Here is a 22223-nt window from a genome sequence, read left to right on the forward strand (position 1 = left end):
TGAAGGGAGTGAACAACTCCCTTTTTCATCTTGCTTTTTACTTCAATCCGCGTTTTTCAGTTATACCAGTTGTATTAAGTAAATGATCTATCTTGAAGCGGGGAAATAGCTTTAGTAGCACCGCTCTCGCGTCCTGCTACCGCTAAGGTACCTATATCCATATAGGCAAGGCAAAAATTTTGATATTTAGTTGTTCTAAATGAGAAATTTTTAACGAAGCTAATATGCTATTTCACCCTTCAAATTGATTAGAGAATTAATTCAATTGGTATTATGCTGTGTGCTCCTCTTTTGACAAGGATAAGATTGATGGATTTTAGATCTGATACGGTTACGCAACCGACCCCCGCCATGAAACAAAGCATGTTTGACGCGCCGCTTGGTGACGATGTTTATGGTGATGATCCGACAGTGAATGCACTTGAACAGTTTGCGGCTGAGCGTCATGGTTTTGAAGCTGCACTGTTTACCTGCTCAGGCACGCAAGCAAACCTGCTTGCACTGATGAGCCATTGTGAAAGAGGGGATGAATATCTTTGTGGCCAACAGGCGCATAATTATAAATTTGAGGCGGGTGGAGCGGCTGTGCTTGGCTCTATTCAGCCGCAACCATTGGAAAACGAGGCCGATGGCAGTATTTGCTTAGAAAGAATTAAGCAAGCGATTAAACCTGATGATTTTCATTTTGCGAAAACTAAGCTGCTTAGTTTAGAAAACACCATTGGTGGCAAGGTGTTAAGTCTAGAATATATCGCACAAGCCAGAGCGCTGTGTGACGAACATGGCTTAAAGCTCCACCTTGACGGTGCAAGAGTCTATAACGCTGCAGTCGCGTTAAAGGTTGATATCACAGAAATCGTAAAGCATTTTGATTCATTTACTATTTGCTTATCTAAAGGACTTGGCGCGCCGATTGGCTCTTTATTGCTTGGTGATAAAGCATTGATAGAAAAGGCGAGAAGGCTTAGAAAAATGCTTGGAGGTGGTATGCGTCAGGCGGGCATGCTCGCGGCGGCTGGTCTTTATGCTTTGCAACATAATGTAGAGCGTCTCGAGGAAGATCATCAAAACGCGCAATATTTAGCTGATAAACTTGAGCAATTGCCTGGGTTTAAGCCATGCAAGCACTTAGTACAGACGAACATTATCTTCGCTGAAGTGGAAGCTGGCATTGATCTTTTTACTATAGCAAAGCAGTTAAAGGCAAAGGGCATCAATATCACTCCAGGATATCAAGGCATGCGATTTGTGACGCATATGGGAGTGAGCCGCGCCGATGTGGATGAGCTAATAACAGAACTCACCAATTTGTTGATGTGATAGGTATTATATTTCGTTACATTTAACGTATTCTATTTGGGAACGTTTACTGCTAGTTTTGTGCGAAAGTTATATAAGGAAAATTCAATGCTCTCTTCGTTGATAAAGGCGACGTTTGGTATTTCTGCTTTGCTAATCAGCACCGTAAGCATTGCCAATTCGGTCGATTTTTCTGTTGGTACTGGCTATCCATTTTTTGGTCAAATCGAACTTTCTCTTCCACAAGCCGATAGTAATAGTCGGTGGTACGGAAATTACCTTATCGGTTTAGATGATGGGTTTTCTATAGGCTATGAGAAAGCGGTGTCTGATAATAACAAACATGCAATAGGCGTGGTGTTAGGGGCTTTGGGGGCACGAGATGCTGGGCCAGCATGTGAAGATGATGATGATATTACATGTGGTATTTTTGAGCCAATTATCGATTTACTTGATGATGAAACCACCAATGGTGCAGGTTTAAGTTATAGCTATCACTTCTCGGGTATAAATCAGTCTGGATGGAGTGTGAAGCTGGTGGCTGGTTATGGCGAAAGCGGCGAGTCTCATAAAAAGCGTGCTGATGGCAGCTTTTTAGTTAGTTACCAATTTTAGCGCTCTCTTGTGATGGCTCTTATAGAATATTTCACCACGGATTTAGATTAGACAGGAGCTGACTTACCACTTTTATACCAATCAGCTACATTGAATAGTCTATTTTGGACTCAGAAAGTCTCGCTGATAATACCAATTTGCTTAATTAAAAGATTGATTAAGCGCTATGAAGAATAAAAGCCAAGTGCCTAAAGAAACTTGGCTTGTTAACGAGTAGTACAATATTTAGCACTACTGCTTAACTACTGACGATACTTTTAGCTGGCGTGTTGCTCTTGTTGGGTACAGGTGTTTTCGCGTTAGATGTTAAAGGCATTACCGCTGGGAAAGTAGCGATTTGAGCGAAGCTATAGGGATAATAAAGATTAAGGTTTTTACTTAACTTAAAGTCTATGTGCTCGATAGAACCTCTTTCGTGGCAGGTGATTGCAGCTTCAAGTCGAGAAATAGTTTTGTTCATCGTTATCTTCTTTTCTCTATTACCCTGACTATTTATCAATTCATCAATTTGCAATATATATTTTATCGGATAGTAGTTATATAACGAGTAACTTACAGGGTTGTATCGTGTGAGTTCAAATGGTTGATCGCCATTGTTATCAAATTGAATTTCAAATCGATTTTTCAGCGTGTGGTCCACGATTAACGCCACGCAACGCTCTTCATTCAAAAATAAGAGAATATAAGCAAGTAAAACATCGACCCAGCTGCCACGGTTATTTTTTCTCGCAACTTCAGTTAAACCGCTTTTGGAGCTGAGGATCCACTTTGCAAATTCTCGTAGCCAAACTTTGAAGCCATGAAGCGTTTCTAATGTCAGCTTATCTACAACCAATGCACAAGCTTCAATCGCGAGTAAAAGCCAGCGCGAGTCTATAATACCCAAGCCATATTTATTGCCCGTCCAAGGCATAATTTGCGCAAATTCCATGTGAGGCGTCATTGCTGTATTTTCATTGATAAACCAAGCCTTTATTTGTGACTCAATGAATTCGATTTTATCGTTGCTGGGCGTATCGCGGTATGAAAGAGAAACTGCATGCAGTCTTGCACAGACTTGTGCTAACTTGGGCTTATCAGAAATACTAGCTAAAAAAGGGTTGGATCTACTATCTCTATGTTGAACTGTTTCTCGACTTTTCGTCAATGGGTTAGTATTTTCATTAACATAGTAATAGGGAGCGAAAGAGAGGTAATCTCTATCACAACCACTAGGTGGTAATATGGTTTTTTCAGATATAGAAATGACACCTTGTTCCATGGCTTGTTCAGCAAGGCTGTGTAAATCGGCTTTGTTTGCTTGAAGTAATGCTTCTTGATACTTAGACTTAAGATGCACAAAGTACTTGTGTAAGTTTGCATCGCTTTCAATCTCTAAGTTTTCAACAACACCTCTGACTTTTTTTCTGTAGTTAAATATAAGTTTAGATATTGATAGGTTAGTTATAACCTTTAGATTTTCCTTCATGCAACTTCTCTAAATCATGGTTTGTTGCATATAATAACCTAATTGCCCCTATAGTAGGTAATGATTTTGAAATCATACAGTTGAGTTGATATTGAGAAAAATAAACGAGATAAGGCGGGACAAGGTCGCCTTATCTCGTAAAGGGGATTAAAACTTATACTTAACGTTAGCGCTGATAGTTCTACGTTGTCCATAGAAACAATCGCCACGGAACAAACAGCTGGTAATAACCGTTTTATCGGTGACATTATCGACTTGTAAACTGAATTGATATTGTTCAATGTCATAGCCAATCATCATATCAATAAGGTTGAAGTTATCAGTCACTAATTGCTGATGCAGTATTTGTCCATTTAGCTCAACTGTACGACTGCCATCATAGGTTTTTCCTACATGTCGAATACCCGCGCCAAATTTTAGCCCTGGAAGCCATTCATCTGCGCGGTACGTCGCCCAAATTGAAGCTAAGTGCTTAGGTGTTGCTGAGAGCTGAGTATCATCTGTGATGAGCGTAACCAAATCTTGTGCTACATAGAGCTCTGTAGGTGACAGCGGAGAAACGTCTTGTTCCGTATCTAAATAAGAATATGCTGCATAGATATCAAGGTGCTGCCACTCAAGTTGGGCCTCAAGCTCTAACCCTTTTACCGTGATTTCACCGTCTTGTACTTCAAATTCGGGGGAAACTTTCCGTATTTGATTTTTGTCTTTAATTTCAAATACAGATGCCGTGATAAGGTGTTCGGTACCCGTTGGTTGATATTTTAAGCCGAGTTCAATTTGTTCACCCTCTAGCGGTTTATATGCGCCACCTTGTGGTTTTTGTCCAAATACAGCCTTAAAAGATTCTGAATAGCTAGCATAGGGCGCTATGCCATTCTCAAATTGGTAAAGCAAACCGATCCGACCTGTTGTGGCATTCTGACTATTTTTGATTGCACCTGCCGTTTGCACCTGATTTGAAACATCATCATAGCGAAGTGCCGCATTGAGTACCCAGCTATTCACTTCAGCAGTAACTTGAGCATAAGCACCAAGCTGTTTATTGTTTAACGTGTTTTCAGGGTTATCGACAACTGCTGTTGGTAACGCTGTACTTTGTCCATACACTGGGTTATACAAGTCGAGTGGAGCTGCAACGCCACGGCCGCGATCAGAATCTGTATCCGCATTTTGGTAATCAACACCCGATACCATAGTGAGTTTAACCGCATCCAGTTCCAAATATTTATGGAATTGAAGATCCATCGTCACACTACGTGCACTTGAATCGGTGAGGCTGGCAATACGCTTAACAGTGCGTTTGTCTGCTTCAAATTTTGGTGGCCAAGAATAAATGGTACGGTACTCGGATGAACTATCGCTGTAGCGACCAGAAAACTTAACATGCGTGTCTAAATCAAAGCTGTGCTCAACAATAGCGGTGATCGCTTGTTGCTCAGTATCGTATTTATCCCAGCCAGGCTCGCTGACGAAACGCTCACTGGGAATTTGGCCATATTTTGCAGGTAGAATAGTGCCTTCATGCGGGAAGAATTGCGTTGAAGAGCCTGATTCATTTCTCTGAAGGTTGGCAAGCAAGGTAATTTTAGTTTCATCTGAAGCAAGCCAGCTAAAGCTTGGTGCAAGCATCAGGGTGTTGTCATCAACATAATCGGTCTGTGTGCCGCTGTCTCGATACATGGCAACAGCACGTGCTTGATACTCTTGCTGCTCACCAAATGTGGTGTTGTAATCAAGTGCTAGTTGCTTACGGTCGTAGTTGCCCACTTGTGCCCAGATCTCACCTTCAGTGTCTGCTTTTGGTAATTTTGATACTGCGTTGACGATACCACCTGTAGACCCCTGTCCGTAAAGCACGGATGAAGGACCTTTTAAGATCTCTACGCTTTCAAGTGCATAAGGGTTAGTACGGGTATTGTTGTAATTGCCAAACAATTTTTGCAGGCCATCAACATAGAGTAAGGGGTCGACGCCACGAATTTTAGACCAGTCGCCTCGAGTATCAACACCATATGGCCCATTATAAACACCTGCAACATACCCAATCGCATCTTGCAGCGTTTCTGCACCTAAATCAGAAATACGTTGCGCTGTTAATACCGAAACAGAGACAGGCGTTTTGACGATAGGAATTGCTGTTTTTGACGCGGTAGCACTAACGTACGAAATTAAGCCTCTTGGGCTAACTTCAATAATTTCAATGTCGTCTTTATCTTGTTTTGTTTGCTCTTGTGCAATTGCCGAGCAAGACAACGCCAATGCAACACTGGCAATAAGGCTTGGATATTTGTATTTAAATGAGCGCATGATTAATCCCTATGATCTAAGTTTGCGCAAATGATATTGTAGATGAGAGTGATTATCAATATTATTGTTCTGTAATTTGCAAATATTACAAAGCATTATTCTAGTTACAACATTCGCCACGTTTTGTTAATTGTTGTGCCCTATACTTAAGCGGCGCTCAGCAGCACAGCGCTTTGAGCAGTATTTAACGTTTTCCCAATCTCTTTGCCATTTTTTCCGCCAATAAAACGGCCGTTTGCAAATAGGGCATACTTTATAAGGTAGGTTTACTTTCTTATGAGCCATTTAGGGTTGATACCAATTAGTCTTAATACTTGCTCAATTTGAAGGAGCCAATCTGACGCTAGCTGCGTTAAAAATTTCTCATTTAGAACAACTAAATAACCTGAGCTGCGGATAATTAATGCCTTTCTAGCAGCCAGTTTTAGCGCTAACTGCGTTGAATTCACTTCCAATAGCCAGCTATTGGTGCGTAAATTCGCCTTGCCTACAGGATGTAGGTACCTTAGCGAGAGCAGGACGCGGAAGCGGTGTTTTCCCTAAAACTCTCTGGCTAGACAAGGAAAAAACTAAGTTATTCTTTAGAAACAATGAGTTGGAACATTCCTTATCCAAACCTCAGGTTAAATAGCAAAATTTTCGTCTTGCCTACACGGATGTAGGTACCTTGGCGATAGCAGGACGCGGTAGCGGGGTTATCGACAAGATTTTCTCGCCTCAAAATAGATCACTTAATTAAGCCAATTGGTATTAGTCATTTTTAGTATTCATACGGTAGTGATGAAAAGTGAGATCAAAAAAGCCCCATAGCGAGCGCTGTAGGGGCTTTAGAAAGGAAACAGTGAAGGTTATGCTGATGGGATGAGTGCATACCCTCCTTTTAAATGTCCGATATTATTAAAGCCGAGTCGTGCTAGCGCCTGTGCTGCAACTTGTGATCTACTGCCGCTGCGACACACCAACACCAACTCTTTCGTCTTGTCTTGGCTTTGTTTGCAAATAAAGTCAGTAAGGCGGGTTAGTGGCACATTTTGATCAAACGCTCTGTTGTGATTTAGAGCATATTCATGCGGTTCACGTATATCAATTAACAGCACACCTTCGTTGTTAGCGATGTGAGCATTGAGCTCTGTTGTGTTGTACTCGTGCAATTCAAATTGGTTTTTATTGCAAACCGTTGCGCCACACATGATCTCACTGCCAGCCTCATCAACAATGTTTTTGTCTATTTGCGCCTTTTTCTCAACAAATACATCAACCGCAATGTCATGTTGAAGCACACTATTTAATAGTAAATTACGACTACACTCTGCCGCTAGGGTAGTTGCAAACTCATTGTTGTAGTCGTGACTTGGGCATAACAAGGTATCTGTGTCGATGAGCTGAGCAAGTAACTGAATGCTATTCAGCATCGCTTTTGGTGAGCTGGTGGAGAAGTTGGTTCTACCTAATGCCCCCATCAGGATTAGGTCACCACAAAAAACGTATCTGATGGCGTACTTATCTTGTTGTTGCTCCAATAGCATAAAGGTGACGCTATCTTCCGTATGTCCTGGGGTGGTTAGTTTTGCAAGACGGAAATGACCAATAGCTAGCGCTTCAAGTGACTGGCCTTTATAGTCAATTTGTGTAGTTTGAGTTGGCCAGCCTAAATGGTCGCATGTTTGTTTTGGTAAATTCAGTGTGGTTCGACTCGATTCGTGATCGGCGTGCCCATGTGTATCAAGCGCAGCGAGCAGTGTTAGCTGCTGGCATTCTAATATCGTATTAAGACGTTCTACCAGCTCAGGAAGTGGATCGATAATAATCGCCGTTTTTGACTGCTTATCAGCAAACAACCAACAGCATGCACCACCCACTTTAAATTGTACTAGGCCGTCAAGCGCTTCTTTATTGTTAACGCCATTCGCCGCTTGCATGAGACAACTGTGACCGAGTGCCTGAGCACAATGGAGAATGCGCTCACACGCCGCGTCTATTTCAGTTTGGGTTGTGGCAGGACCAAAAGACAGTCGAATAGCCGATTCGCTTTGCCATGCAGGGAGTCCCATGGCATCTAGCACAAAACTGCGCGTTACCTTTGAACTGCACGCTGAGCCCGAGCTGACACGGATGTTTGCTGCGTCAAACAAATCCATGATTTCTTTTGAGCTAAATCCCGGAATTGCAAAGTTTAGTGTAGTCGGAACGCTATTACTGAAGTGATTATTAAATACAATAGTCGGGAACGCATCTTTGAGCGTTTGTGCTAGTTGATTTCGAAAATCGTGTAGTTTATCTACGCTTGCAAATTGGCTGTCATTTTCTTTTAGCAGTTCATCAAAAATCACATTCAGCGCGGCAAGGCCAGGTAAGTTTTCTGTCCCTGAGCGTAAACCGCTCTCTTGACCACCGCCAGCAATAAATGGCGTAAACGGCGCGGTTTCTCGAATATAAACAAAACCGATGCCTTTTGGTGCATAGAGCTTATGACCGCTAAAAGGTGCGTAGTCAATAGTTGTTCTCGCTAGGTTTAAATTGCGTTTACCCAGCGCCTGAACACAGTCAACCATCCAAAAAATATTTGAATTATGCTTTCTTATTACGTTTTCTAATTGGTTCAGGTCTTGATATACACCGGTTTCATTATTGACAGCCATAGTGCAAATCATTAGCGCATTAGGTACTTCATTTGCGATAAACGCTAAATCCAGATTACCTGCACCATCAACCGGAATGGCTTTGACATCGGCATTAATTTCTAAAATTTGATTCCAATGTTTAAGTGACTCTGGTACTGCTTTGTGTTCAGTTGCCCCGTAAAGTAGTGTATATTTTTTGTTTGGCTGTATCTTCTTTTTTGCTTCACAAAGGGCTGATAGTATGCCGGTTTGGATGCCCTCTGTTGCGCCACTGGTGAAAATCACTCGACCATGACCAGAACCCAGCACCGCACGTGCTTTTTGACGAGTTTGTTCCATCAGTTGCTTAGCCTGTAGGCCTGTAATGTGGCTGCTGCTCGGGTTACCAAACATGGTTTTCATGGTAACCAATGCTGCGTCTGCTGCTTGCTCTAATACAGGGGTTGTTGCATTAGCATCTAGATATATTTGAGGTAACACCGATTCTACTGTCATGATTGTGCCTTTAGGTATAAGCAAATTACCGATATAACAAAAAGTAATAAGTAATTATTTATAGTTATAATAAGGGAGATAGGCGTGCGTTTCAACTATTGAGGATGTGTTTATTGCATTCAGGTGTATTCACTTTTAATGTAAATTTAATTTGAAAAAAGTGTATTCATCATGTTTAATTGCGTTCGCTCAAATACTAGATGAGTATGGTAACGGGTATTAATAAGGAAAGGCTCTTTGAGTAATGGATGAATAATGTTGCAACGAATAACAAAACCGACGATGTGGCCCTTATTTTTTACACTGGGTGTGTACGCTACGTTGATCTGGGTACAAGGCTTTTATCAAGCACTTGGTCAAATTATCAGTGAATCCCATATTGCGCTGACCATGGCGTTGGGATCGTTTGTGGCAGGTGGAACGGCATTAGGCGGTGGCGCCGTCGCCTTTCCTGTGATGACTAAATTATTAGACATAGATCCCGCTACGGCCAAGGTATTTTCTCTCGCGATACAAAGTTTTGGTATGACAGCGGCGACCATTACTATTTTCTGTCGCCGTATTCCGGTATATAAAAACGTTATTTTAATGGCGTTGCCAATGGCTGCGCTTGGTGTAACGCTCAGTCTATTGTATATCGCGCCTCTGGCACCAAGGCTCCTAGTTAAGTCTATTTTTAGTTTTTTGTTGCTCTGCTTTGCACTAACACTGATTTTGAGATGGTGGCGTAAGGCACATCATCAACCTAGCAGTGAGTTTATCCAACCTAAAATGCTACGCTTTATGGCCGTAGCGTTAATCGGAGGTATAGCTAGTGGATTAGTAGGGTCGGGTGCAGATATTGCACTCTTTGCCTTGTTGGTGATTGCTTATAATGCAGATGTGAAAAAGGCGACTGCAACCTCCGTCGTGGTGATGACGTTTACCTCATTGATTGGAAGTAGCATTAATGCGTGGCACCTCAATACGATCAGCAGTGAAATAAATGGCTATTTGCTAGCGGCAATACCGATTGTGGTCGTTGGTGCTCCATTAGGCGCTTATGTTTGTTCAAAAGTAAAAGTGGGGCATCTGGTCAGTTTTCTTTTAGTCTTGATTGGGCTTGAAGTGAGCTTTACCTGTTATGAGTTATATCCGACGCTGCTAGGATTGTTTTAATCTAGGGCCTGTTTATCTTTCAAGTTTGTTTTTGCAGCAGTTTGATTGGTATTTATACAAGGCAGAGCCTGTGTAGCATAGTTGTTCTATGTGAGTCAGGCGATAACACAGTAGAAATGCCAATCAAGCGCTGCCCTTTGGGTTCACCTGAGTGCGTTTTGTTCATTGTTGCTCAACTTTTGCCTAGATTACTAGGCGGCAAGTCGAGCGTCGCGACCAAAATACACTCAGGAGAACAAAAATCAAACAGCAAAGGTCAACAGGCCCTAATGCGGTTTACAAAATTGGGTAAGCCGCGAAGCGAGCAAATAACGAAGTTAGATTACGCTCGCTAAATAAAAATATCCATCTGTTACACTTTATTATCATCTTTTCGTGTATTGCAAAAAATATTACATTTTTAAAATGTAAATGATAGTTGTTATCATTACTATTGTTTTGCTAAACTTCGCCCCCTCTCTGATAAATTATTTTCTGAAATAGGTATTTGGCTTATTTCACCACTATCCAATTGCGTAGTTTGGAGTTAAAAATGCAATACTCTCGCTCTTCTGTTCTTTCCGCCTCATGCGTTGCGGTTAAGTTGGCTTTACTAGGTGCAAGCACAACGGCTTTTGCTTCTGAAGACATAGAAAAAATCAGTGTTTATGGCAAACATAATAAAATTATTTTGCAATCTGGAACTGCAACTAAGTCCAATATGGATCTTATGCAGACCCCCGCCGCGGTTGTTGTTGTTGACAAAGAGCTACTAGATTCGCAAAGCGCAGCGACTTTACAAGAAGCACTACGCAACGTAAGTGGTTTGTCTCAGGCCGGTAATAACTACGGCATTGGTGATTCACTAATGGTTCGTGGCCTAGGCGTAAACTATACCTACGATGGTATGTATGGTGGTGCTGACTTAGGGAACAGCTTTAACCCAACACGCTCCTTAACCAATATCGAAAGTATTGAAGTGTTAAAAGGTCCTGCTACAGGCCTTTATGGTATTGGTGCTGCAGGTGGTGTAGTTAACTTAGTTGAGAAAAAGCCACAGTTTGAACAAGCGCTCTCAATTAACGGTAAAGTGGGCGCATGGAATACTTATGGTTTGGGCGTTGATTTTACAGATGCAATTACTGACAAGCTTGCCTACCGTGTTGTTGCAAACCATGAGCGTAGCGACGGCTATCGAGATCTAGAATCTAATAGAGACGAAATCTATGCAAGCTTACGTTTCGACCCAAGCAGCGAGCACTCATTTTTACTTTCAGCGGCCTATATTGATGATTCGCAACAAGTAGATTCAATTGGCGATCCGGTACGGATTATTAACTGGGATAGCATTACTGGGCAACCAGGGTTGGTTACAGCTGATCGCTTGCCAAATGACCCACAATATGATGCTGAGAAAGGTAAGTGGTTAGGTGTACAGCTGAATGATGAACAGCGCGCGCAACTTGCTGAGTCAATTCGTATTGGCGATGGCCTAAAGCCTTTCAATCTTGGCGATGGGAATCTGATTTCTCCTTTATCTCGTCCTAATGAAGGTGAAGAGTTACGGATAAAGCTTCGTCACGATTGGTACTTAAATCGCAACTCGAAGCTAACCCAGCAGGTATTATGGCGTAGCTATGATTCTGATTTTGTTCGCCAAACAGGTGCTTACAATTATGTTTATTGGGAGCGCAATGGTGTGATCAATGCAAACCCAAGAGCTCCGCTTGTGATTGATGATGTGCTATATCCTTATGCGGCTCGCCGTCAAGAGTATCGCCGTCAAGTTGCCAGCGAAAAAACTTGGCAGTACTTTGCTGATTTACAGTTAACTTGGGATATGGCTTCTTTGAGCGGTGAGCATTTAGTCAGCGTTAACTATGAAAATCGTGATATGCGCTTAAAAAGTTGGTCTGCATATGATGTCGATGGTAAAGGTTCAATTCCATATATCTTAGACATTCGCAGTCCAAACTGGCCAACAGGCGAATTCGAGGATTATGACCCATCGCTACGTAGTAACTACGATAAAACGCTTACGGCGTATGGCATTAGTGCACAAGAAGTGGTGTATATCACTGATGCACTAACTGCTCGTGCTGGTCTTGCATATACTAGCGTTGAACAAAAATATCAGCATTTAGGTACTGATCGTTCACCAGAAGAGAGTGAAGAGCTGGACACGGATGATGCAGGTATGACGTATAATATTGGCTTGAATTATCAAGTGACCTCTCAGCTTTCGGCTTTTGTAAATATGGCAAAAGGTCGTACTGCATACAGTGTACTGGGTAGTCTAGAAAATGAAGCTGATGCAAATCGTAAAAACAGACCTGACTCTGAATCTGAAACGTTAGATATTGGTGTGCGTTTTACTGCCTTTGATGAAGATTTATTGGGCTCATTAGTGTGGTTCGAAACTAAACGCACAAACCTAATGTATAACAATCCTGAGTATAACGAGCAGCCAGGTGACGACTACAATGTCAGCGTTCCACGCTATTTCTTCGATGATGAAGATGAGTCAAAAGGTGTAGAGCTTGACTTAAATTTAGCATTGAATGACCAAATCAGTGTGAATATGAACGCGACTTATCAAGATGCTGTTGAGATCCGTTCGAATGAACGCTCAGGTCAAATGAAAGGGGTACCGAAAAAGTTTGCCAGCACGTGGGTGAAGTATACCCAGCCAGCTAATTGGTTTGGAGGGACTCTAGAGTACAGTCTTGGAATTAACTATGAGAGTGAACGAACAATTAACTCTGTTTCTTTCGGCCTGCCTACGGCAACTATTGATGGTTATACTCGCTGGGATGCTGCAATTAAGTTCGATGCTGAGCAGTTCGATATTCAGCTAAACCTTGAAAACCTAACTGACGAGCGTTATTACAGTAAAGCATTGTTCTTAGGTGGCACGCCTGGCAACGAGCGAAATGCTAAATTGAGCTTTAACTATAGGTTCTAATTGGTTCGCAAATAAATAAGGAGGGAAGTCCCTCCTTATTCTTTCTAAGCAGTCGATGCTTAGTCGCGTTTAGATTAGTTAACCCCTGAACAGGATAAAAATCAGTTATTTAATGTAACAAGTGATACGAGTGAGAAGCTCGTGTGGTGGTGTATCTCTAACATCATTTAAGTATTCTTCGATAACAGGCACATCGGCAGGTTCGAACTCACTGTTAGGTAACCATTGTCCAAACAGGTACTCGTAAGGCGTTTCAAGAGAAGCATAGTCACCTTGGTAAAGTAGGCTAGCTGTTTTGCCCGATGGAATGGCGAATTCACAAAGCCCCTCTGGGAGAGATGCGGTTGTCTTTGGCACTAAAATTGTTGCCATTGATTTTAGTTTGCTTTCCTCGACGGTTTTTGGGTCGTCAAAATATACACCAAAGAAACGCGTATCCGCACCTAATAAGCCTTGTTGCTGCGCAAGTACGTTTAATTTTTCAAATGCTTGACCGATTTGCATGTAATCGCCATGGTGCTCAAGTCCGATTAACGTCATTTGCTCATTGCTGCCTATTTCTACATTAAACATATTCGAATCCTCTTCTACCTTAATGATATAAAACTCGGCCGCACAGCCTTTTGCCTTGGCCTGTTCATGTTGGCGAAATAGGCTAGGTGGTTGCTTATATCGTTGAGAAAATGCTCGGCTAAACGCTTCAATACTTGCATAACCGGTCTGCTCAGCCACCTTTGCAATGGAGTCTTGGGTGCGAATTAACATACCTGCAGCAACATGTAGTCGCATTCTTCTTACGGTTGCATTGATGGTTTCCCCAGCGATTGAGCGATAAACACGGTGAAAGTGATAAGTCGACATATGGCATTGATCAGCAAGCGTGATCACATCAAGTTCGCGATTAATATTGTTATAGATGTAATCAATAACAATATTTAAGCGAGTAGTGTATTGGCTCAGGGTTGTTGCTTTTCTAGTCATCATTCACTTCATTGTTGGTTTATGCGGCCACTTTTACCAATTCGCCTCAAAATAGATCACTTAATTAGGCGAATTGGTATTACAACTCCGAAACTTAAATCAGAGTTGATATGGCTTATCATGGCAGAACTCGATTTGATAATGTTTGCTGATTTGTACTTTACGCAACTTATTGGTTTTCCGTAAGTGCTTTTTCCACAGCTTTTAAAATAGATGATTTGGTAGACGGTTTGGTGATGTACCCAGTGAGCCCCAAAGACGCCCACTTTCTGATTATATCTTTGTTTTTATTGCTGGTTAGCGCAATGATAGGAAGTTTTTTACAATGTGGAATATTGCGAATATTTTTGGTTGTATTGTAGCCATCAAGCTCTGGCATAAATAAGTCCATAAATACCATGGTGAATTTATGTTTTCTCAATGTTTTTATAGCACCTAACCCGCTGGTTTCACAGTCTACTTTATACCCCTCATCACGTAGGATCTTGGCTATCATCTCTCGATAAATTTCGTTGTCTTCCACCACCATTATTTTTACTTCTTCTTGCTTGGTTTCAAGCGCTTTTGGTTCGCTAACATCAACCTCACCGGTATCACCTACTGGCAATACATTTTGCGCTAATTGCGCGCACTTAGAGTTGTCTTTTTCGCTCAGCAATGCTGTAAGCTCAGCGATAGAGAATTGTTTATCTTTCAATCTTTTTGTTAATTCATGAACGCTATCTGCCAATTGGTGTTCTAGTTCATCCAGCAGTGGCGATAAGTGTTTTTGTTTTAATTCATTTAGCAAGTCATCTTGAACTTTATTAATCCCTTTTTCATTGTTGAGATTACGTCTTACCGTTTGTAGCGTTTCATCCGCTTTTTGATGATACAAAGCTGCATCATCAATCAATTGCTTTAGCTTGTCATCTATGCGACCAAAATGCTCCTCTCTGATTTTAGCAACCTCAGACGTGCCTTCCGTACGAACCAAAGCATTATGTAAGATCATACGAAATCGGTAGTTCTCATACATAGGTTTGTAGACAAAATAATCGGTAAAAATACCTTTCATACAACATCGAAAGGCCACGCCTGACTCTTTGTTTTCACACAGTAAAATATTTTCATGAGCATAGTTAAGTAAGCCATGCTTGGCGAGCAAACTATAGATTTCGACGCTTTTTGCGACTGTCTTTCGAGCAATAACAATGACATCTGGTGGAGACTCAGTTAGCACTTCAGCTACTTCTTTATGACTAGTGAGAGTACGGTATTCATTGACTTGAGAAGCAACAATATCAACAACGCCAGTCATTTCTGCAGGATCGTCGCAAATAATAATCACTTTTGGATGTCGTTGTGCGTGTTCAACGTCTTTTTTATGCATAGATTCCCTCTAACTATGAGAGTATATCAAAGCCTATTAAATTTAATTATTTACTAGAATGAGACTTTTGCAATGCGGATTCAGAGACAGTTTGCAAAAACTCCGACGGGGTACAAGGTGGGTAGTAATAATAGCCTTGAACCGATTCTACTTCGTAGCTTTGTACAACGACTAGGTCCTCAATCTCTTCGACACCCTCAGCGACGACCTCTAGTCCAAGTTGGTGAGCCATCTCACAGGTGCTCGCGATAATGACGCGTTTGTTCGGTTGCGTTGAACAGCCATCAACAAAGCATCTATCGATTTTGAGTTCATCAAACGGTAACTCGTTGAGCTGCTTAATAGAAGAATACCCTGTACCAAAGTCGTCAATAGACAGCTTAAAGCCTTTAAGTTTTAAACGCAGCAACACATCAAGCGCGCGCTTGATGTTATCTAACAAGTGACTCTCAGTTAACTCTAGAGTGATTTGAGAGGTGGGGGTGCAATACTCTTCGCATATAGACTCGAGTTTTTCTGGGAGTTTTATGTCTTCTAGCTCTTTCACGCTCAAATTAATGCTGAATTGAAGCGCTTTAAGAATATCTCGATTATAGCTAAGCAAGGACAAGGTTTGTTTCAACAGGCTATAGGATAGCAGGTGAATTAATTCGTTCTCTTCCATTGTCGCGATAAACTGTGAAGGAGGCACAGTGCCATCGGTACTATGATGCCATCTTGCAAGCACTTCTGCGCCAATGATTGCACCGGATGAACTTGCGACTTTAGGTTGAAAATACGCACAAAACTCTTCTCGCAATAATCCCTCATAGATCTCATCTTTACTATAGTTTTGTAGAGCGTGTTGGGACTTTGTGGATGTATTTTGAGACTGAAGCTGACTGTAAAGTTCTTTTAGCTTAGTTGCAGAAAGTGGCTTTTCTAAACTAGATATAATGGTGAGGCCATGAAGCTCTGCCAGTGCAGCGGTATTTTTGATAAATAGACCTTTTTCACCACTTAGCAAAGCGATAGGTGCTTGGATACTTAGTTCGGCAAATTTCCGCAATATCTCTACGCCATCCATTTGCGGCATGTTGATATCAAGTAAAATAAGGGAAGCTTGATGGAGTTCTTGACTTTCTAATGCAGACAGCCCGCTGTTAAACCCTTTAAAGGCGCACGGTGTCTGGTTAGAAATCAACAATTGCAATTGTGTGAGAATAAGCTCGCTATCATCAATCGCAATAATAAGGTGCTTTTCATTTATCATACATACTAGACCTGAATTTTTAGCACGTGTTACGTGAGATCTTCCACAATAAGTATAGAAGCGATTTCAGCTTGTGCATTATCAAAAAGCATCAAACATTGATTCAATAAATTTTCAATTTTTATCTGCTTACCCTCACCTGCTGCATGTTCAAGTTCTGCCATTTTTTCAGAGAGTTGTGTTGCGCCGACAGCCTTCGCCGAGGTTTTCCCTTGATGTGCAATATTCTTGACACTTTCAGGACGTTCTAAGTCTACCCCTTGTAACAGTTTTTTCGTGTCGTCGACAAAGCTTCTTAAGAAAATACTCTGTAACTCTTTATCTGTACCTACATATTCACTGAGTATCACCAAGTCGATATGTCTGGTTGGCACATCTAGTTCCTCAATCAATGAAGAGGCATGCTCTGCTTCTTGGCTGTTTGTTGGAATGTTGCTCGAAAACCATTTTTTTAGCTTTTTGTTTAATTTCTGCAAGACAATGGGCTTTGCAACGTAATCGTCCATCCCGGCGTTAAAGCAAATATCTTTCTCACCGTCTAACGCATTAGCCGTTGCAGCAATGATAGGAATGTGCTCTAGATTGCGTTCACGTTCATGCTCGCGACGTTGTTTTGCGAATTCATAGCCATCCATCACAGGCATATGGCAGTCTGAAATAATAAGCGAAAAGTGATACTGTTCGAGTAGCTGCAAGGCAACTTTACCATTGTCGGCAATAATGCATTGATAGCCTAGCAGAGCTAGCTGTCTTTTGAATAAATCCTGATTATAAACATTGTCCTCGACGACTAAGATAAGCTTGTTTAGTGCTTGGGCATCATTAATTGTGGGTAGTGCCTTAGATTTAGTCTCGCTGTCGTCACTTGTTGATTCACTGTCAATTAGCCCTTCTAAGGTGGCGATGTGTGAAACGACTTTATAAGCGTAATAAGGATATAGCGCGAGGTTTGAGACGTTGATATTGTTTGCATGCGGAAGCTTGTCCTGATTATTGTCTAGTAAAATATACTTGCACTCGCTTTCCGCGATGAAAACTTCTTTTCCTTCTGTAGTGAGTTGTTGGAAGGCTTCTGCAGTGATAACGAGATAATCAAATTGTTGACTATCAATCAGTTGCGCGTTAAACAGTTCTCGAGGGAATATTTCACATTGGGCTTCATAGATGTGCAGTTGATTTTGCAGGTCTTTTTCAAATTTGTCCTCGTCGCCCACCACAGCAATTTTTAGTCTGTCTAAGGTTAAGCTAATATCGCGGGTTTGTTTTGGCACTTCACAGTATGGCAGAGTAACAATAAAGTTACTGCCAAAACCCTCGAGGCTTCTACAGTCAATTTCCCCTTCCATCATGGCTACAAGTTTGTGAGTAATGGAAAGGCCCAGTCCGGTGCCGCCATATTGGCGTTGAATACTGCTATCTGCTTGAACAAATGGTTTAAAAAGGTTTTCTACTTGTTCTTCGGACATACCTTTACCATTGTCTTTCACGCTAATTTCCATATAACCATCATCGGGAGAGCGCCCAATAGTCACTTCTACAAAGCCAGCGGCGGTTGCAGTAGTTTTGGTGAATTTTAACGCGTTACCGATTAGGTTTAATAAAATTTGGCGCAGTCTAACTGGATCTCCTAATTGCCAATTAGGTAACTGTGGCGAAAGATAAAAGGCAAGCTTGAGCTTTTTAGAGTCCGCTTGATATGCAAGGAGCTCCGCGAGTTCTCTAATAATTTCTTGCCAGCTAAATGGCGTAGATTCAAGTTGCATTTTCCCCGCTTCGATTTTTGAAAAGTCTAATATGTCGTTAATTATTCGAAGTAGTACTAATGCTGAGCTTTTTGCGACTTTGGTGAGGTGAGATTGCTCGTGATCAAGGTTAGACTGGGCGAGAATGTCCAGCATGCCCACCACGCCATTCATCGGCGTTCTTATCTCGTGACTCATTGTTGCGAGGAAGCGAGACTTTGCTTCACTTGCTTGCTCTGCTTTTATGCGAGCTTGCTCAAGCTCTGCAGAAAAGTTGATGCTTTTAGTAATATCATTCTGATAGATGAGGGTGTATTTCCCAGAATCTGTGGTGATATTTTTCACTAACACGTTGAACCAGTACAGGGTATCTTCACTGACATACTGGCACGTCGTTAGTGCTTGATACTGTTCTTTGTCTTTTGCCTCTTCTAACATGGACAGTAATTCGCTGTTGTCTGTCATTGGTAGTTGGGTAATAAATGCTATAACGTCAGAACCTTTGTTGAGAGAGCTTCCCATGAATTGGTATTCGTTGTGATTAGTTCTTTTAATGTGTTCGTTAAACTGATTTAGCATAGCTATATGCTGGTTTTCATCAATTAGCAGGATAAATGCTGGAAATGAATCAATGGCTTCTTGAAGCAGCTTTTCTGTAGATTTTTGGACTTTGAGTAAATGCTGAGCTGACATTCTTTCCACATCCGCTTCATGCATTTTTTCTAGGGCCTCTTTTCTCGCGGCGACGAGTTCCTTTTGTATTCTCTTTTGGCGATTGCTTTCATTAACTTGATTTGTTACATCTTTTACAACCCCGACAACAAACTGCGAATTTTCACTTGAGTAGTATTTTAAATTGAGAATGACATTTAGGTATCTAGTTGAAGATTCGTCTCTTATTGTCAATTGAAGTTCACTAGATTGATCGTGAGTTATGGAACGTAAGTTTGATTGCAACTTCTTCCTATTGTCACTATCGAGTAATTTTATAATTGGTTTTAAATTATGGTACTCAAGTTCGGGAGTTAAGTTAAACAGCGTCCTAAAGCCTTCAGAGGTATGTGCTACGTGTTGTCCAACAGGCACCTCAAAACTACCGATAGCGGCAAGCTTCTCAGATGAGTTCAATAAAGTTTGACGCTTTTGAATCGCGTCTTTTGCAGCTTGCTTGTCTAATTTTGCTTTTTGTTGGGCGCGATAGCTAATTGCTAAACCAAATAAGCAAAATGCAACTAATGACAACACCTGCCAGATAAACTTAATTTCTATGGTGTAGAAGAGATCTTGATTAAACGCTTCACGTGAATAAGCATAAGCACCCACTTGAAGTTCTTGATCCCAGATTTTTGCACTTAGAAAGTCGGTTTGGTCAATATTATTAGTAAGCAGTAATTGACTTAGTGGAGTATGCGTGCCGCTAATTTTAATCGCCTCGACTTCCTGCATAGTGTAGTAACCCGATGCGTTTTCTAGGCGGGTATCAAGGCTGAGTTCTAGGCTGCCAAGTAAGACATCCAGCTGAACTTCGTACCAATACAGTGTTTCCGTCAGCCCCTTATCGGACAGCCCAAGACCCGCCATAATCAATATTCGATGGCCATCATTACCCTTTATAATTTGTGTAACTACCCCTCCACGGTGCAAACTTTCTTGATATTGAGAATAAAACGACGCGATCTGGCTTTTGTCTACATACTGAGTGTTATTAAGGTTATTAGCGGCTAGCGTTTGCAACTGAGACGGTTTAGCGAGATCGGCATTGGTGCTAATACTGGCATACCTAAGGCTTTCAACATGTGGCTTGTACCATAGCGTTTTAAGGTGGTTTATACGCTCCAATGAGTGGTTGTTCAGCTGCCTAAGAGTTTGTACTTCAGAGAGGTATAATAGCTGCTTTTGACTTGCAAAATGTTCCACAAATAGCACGGCAAGTACTGACGAAAATATCACAATGAGCTGTGCGGTTTGTGTTCTAAGTGGTGCCGTTTTATATATTTTTAATTCGGTAAACGCTCTAATCAATAGGCAAATTAAAATGATATAAAGCAGCGCAATGATCAAAGAGATAATGAGTGAGGTTTGAGCTCGCTCTTGTGAATTTTGCATAGATGCGGCAGCAGAGTCCTTCATATATTCAAGTAAATTCAGGCTGCCACTAGCGAGCAAGTTCAAATAGGCAGTACTGTTATCCCACCACACATAGTGTGGTAAGTTGCTTTCAGCTCCACGGCTAAAGCGGTTTAGGGCTGAGGTGACATAGTCATACTCTCTAGACGCCGTAGCGGCATTGTATAGCTGTACGGTATTTTGATTATCTTTGAGGCTGTCCATCAGTGTGACATGAGTGGCGTAGTATTGTAGCGCGCTTCTCATTGCACTTAATCTAGTGGGCTCTTCATCTGCCGTTAGGTATCGGCTGATCTTAGCTCTGAGTCTGCCCCCTAATTCAATTGCTCTGATAAGTGTGTGAATATTCTGGTACTGTGTTCTATCCTCATTGCTACCAAAATTATGGATGAAGGACTGCTCAGTTTGTATGGTTCGGACTGTATCGATTAAGTGATTAATCAAAATTGTGTAGCGAAGAAATAGTTGCTCGTGGTTGATATTTGCCTGTTTATTGAGCTTTCTCAGTGTTTGTATATCGTCTTTTATGGTCAATTGAAACTGATCGAAGTTATTAATGCTCGTGAGTTTTTCAGCAGTGAGTCTTATTCTTTTTTCGTCCGTTTCCTGATAATATACAAGTAGTCGCGCGTCGTGTTCTTCTTCGGACTTAAATCCCGTGGACATGCCGCGTTCACGTTGCAGACTAAAGATCACTTCAATCGCTTTATCTAGGGCGGAAAGGTTGTTGTAGTATAAAGTCAGACTCTGGTGAACCACACGATTTTTATTAAACTCGTTAATTTCGAGGTAAAAACCACTTAAGCAGACTAGGGAAAAAAGGGTTAGGGAGATTATTTTAAAATACTTGCTCACATTTGCCACCTGCGTTATCTCACAAAACAAACTATAGTAGAAATGTAAACACTGTCTAATTAAGTAGATTATGAAAATCCCTGAGTTACCTAAAAACGAACCAGCTAGGTTACATGCGCTTAGGGAGCTTGCGATACTCGATACAAAACCAACACTTGAATTGGACCGAATTACTCAATTTACTGCCCATGTTTTTGATGCTCCAATTGCATTGGTAAGTCTTGTTGACAAGGACAGACAATGGTTTAAATCTCGCTTTGGATTGGATGCTGAGCAAACGTCTCGCGATGTTTCATTTTGTGGTCATGCAATATTAGAAGACACGGTATTTGTGGTTCATGATACGCTCGAAGATCCTCGCTTTATGGATAACCCTTTGGTGTTAAATGCCCCTCATATTCGATTTTATGCTGGTGCGCCTATCATATTGTCCAGCGGTTTTCGCGTTGGGACCGTATGTGTTATCGATATAGAACCCCGAGAGTTGAGTGAAGCTGATTGTGAAATATTAAAGCAAATCGCAACCGACGTTGTAACTCAGTTAGAAAAAATCTAATTGTACTTTACCGCAAGTAAAGGCGATGGGTGTCAAAATTTTCTATAAAGTCGGCCGTTACAGCCGCAAATGTTAGTGCATTTAGCTCGTGGAAACGTTACAATTGAGACTGTATATCATTGCCATTTAGGGCAATGTTTAAACGATAACTAACCTGAGGTTTGGATAAGGAATGAGGTAACTCATTGTTTCTAAAGTAACATTAAATTACTACCTTATCTAGCCAGAGAGTTTTGATGATAACTAGGCGAATTTGCGCACCAATAGCTGGCTATTGGAAGTGAATTCAACGTAGTTAGCGCTAAAATTGGCTGCTAGAAAGGCATTAATTATCCTAAGCTCAGGTTAACTACGTATATTTCTAAATTTATTTCTGTATTTTTGAATCACGGCTTTTTCCTACACGGTATAAAAGATAAGGTGAGGTG

Annotated in this window: 13 protein-coding genes; 5 read left to right on the forward strand and 8 right to left on the reverse strand. The window is 41.4% G+C overall.

What is annotated here, in order from left to right:
* The first annotated feature begins 309 nt into the window (after nucleotides 1–309).
* A complete protein-coding gene (gene ltaE, locus ABMY45_RS16415; RefSeq protein WP_206471124.1) occupies nucleotides 310–1320 on the forward strand; it encodes a low-specificity L-threonine aldolase in 1011 nt (336 codons plus the stop codon).
* Nucleotides 1321–1407: 87 nt separating this feature from the next.
* A complete protein-coding gene (locus ABMY45_RS16420) occupies nucleotides 1408–1914 on the forward strand; it encodes a hypothetical protein (RefSeq protein ID WP_206471123.1) in 507 nt (168 codons plus the stop codon).
* 238 nt (nucleotides 1915–2152) lie between these two features.
* Here the strand turns inward: ABMY45_RS16420 and ABMY45_RS16425 are convergent, their stop codons facing one another.
* The 4 genes from ABMY45_RS16425 to ABMY45_RS16440 all read right to left on the reverse strand — a co-directional run bounded on the left by ABMY45_RS16425 (nucleotide 2153) and on the right by ABMY45_RS16440 (nucleotide 8808).
* Nucleotides 2153–3382, reverse strand: a complete 1230-nt coding sequence (locus tag ABMY45_RS16425; protein WP_349289177.1) for an alginate lyase family protein — start codon at nucleotides 3380–3382, stop codon at nucleotides 2153–2155.
* Nucleotides 3383–3529: 147 nt separating this feature from the next.
* Nucleotides 3530–5692, reverse strand: a complete 2163-nt coding sequence (locus ABMY45_RS16430; protein ID WP_349289178.1) for a TonB-dependent siderophore receptor — start codon at nucleotides 5690–5692, stop codon at nucleotides 3530–3532.
* 126 nt (nucleotides 5693–5818) lie between these two features.
* On the reverse strand, nucleotides 5819–5977 hold the full coding sequence (locus ABMY45_RS16435) for a DUF2256 domain-containing protein (RefSeq protein WP_102058576.1): 159 nt from the start codon (nucleotides 5975–5977) through the stop codon (nucleotides 5819–5821).
* A 563-nt stretch (nucleotides 5978–6540) separates the two neighbouring features.
* On the reverse strand, nucleotides 6541–8808 hold the full coding sequence (locus tag ABMY45_RS16440) for an aminotransferase class V-fold PLP-dependent enzyme (RefSeq protein WP_010607496.1): 2268 nt from the start codon (nucleotides 8806–8808) through the stop codon (nucleotides 6541–6543).
* 255 nt (nucleotides 8809–9063) lie between these two features.
* Here ABMY45_RS16440 and ABMY45_RS16445 point away from each other — a divergent pair, with 255 nt between their 5' ends.
* A complete protein-coding gene (locus ABMY45_RS16445) occupies nucleotides 9064–9966 on the forward strand; it encodes a sulfite exporter TauE/SafE family protein (RefSeq protein WP_102058578.1) in 903 nt (300 codons plus the stop codon).
* A 532-nt stretch (nucleotides 9967–10498) separates the two neighbouring features.
* Nucleotides 10499–12910: a TonB-dependent receptor gene (locus ABMY45_RS16450; RefSeq protein ID WP_349289179.1), complete on the forward strand. Its 2412-nt coding sequence runs from the start codon at nucleotides 10499–10501 to the stop codon at nucleotides 12908–12910.
* 105 nt (nucleotides 12911–13015) lie between these two features.
* Here ABMY45_RS16450 and ABMY45_RS16455 read toward each other — a convergent pair whose 3' ends face one another.
* The 4 genes from ABMY45_RS16455 to ABMY45_RS16470 all read right to left on the reverse strand — a co-directional run bounded on the left by ABMY45_RS16455 (nucleotide 13016) and on the right by ABMY45_RS16470 (nucleotide 21239).
* Entirely contained in the window at nucleotides 13016–13894 is an 879-nt protein-coding gene (locus ABMY45_RS16455; RefSeq protein WP_233525275.1) for an AraC family transcriptional regulator, read from the reverse strand.
* Nucleotides 13895–14060: 166 nt separating this feature from the next.
* Nucleotides 14061–15263, reverse strand: coding sequence for a response regulator (locus ABMY45_RS16460; RefSeq protein WP_349289180.1), 1203 nt, complete (start codon nucleotides 15261–15263; stop codon nucleotides 14061–14063).
* A 46-nt stretch (nucleotides 15264–15309) separates the two neighbouring features.
* Nucleotides 15310–16515: an EAL domain-containing response regulator gene (locus tag ABMY45_RS16465; protein WP_010607501.1), complete on the reverse strand. Its 1206-nt coding sequence runs from the start codon at nucleotides 16513–16515 to the stop codon at nucleotides 15310–15312.
* Between the two features lie 29 nt (nucleotides 16516–16544).
* Nucleotides 16545–21239 carry an ATP-binding protein gene (locus tag ABMY45_RS16470; protein WP_349289181.1) on the reverse strand — a complete coding sequence of 1565 codons (4695 nt, stop codon included), beginning with the start codon at nucleotides 21237–21239 and terminating at the stop codon, nucleotides 16545–16547.
* Nucleotides 21240–21309: 70 nt separating this feature from the next.
* Here ABMY45_RS16470 and ABMY45_RS16475 point away from each other — a divergent pair, with 70 nt between their 5' ends.
* Nucleotides 21310–21795 (forward strand): GAF domain-containing protein, encoded by a 486-nt coding sequence (locus ABMY45_RS16475; protein WP_349289182.1) that lies wholly within the window; start codon nucleotides 21310–21312, stop codon nucleotides 21793–21795.
* The last annotated feature ends 428 nt before the right edge of the window (nucleotides 21796–22223 follow it).

Origin of the sequence: Pseudoalteromonas sp. XMcav11-Q (assembly GCF_040104525.1) — a bacterium.
GTDB lineage: Bacteria > Pseudomonadota > Gammaproteobacteria > Enterobacterales > Alteromonadaceae > Pseudoalteromonas.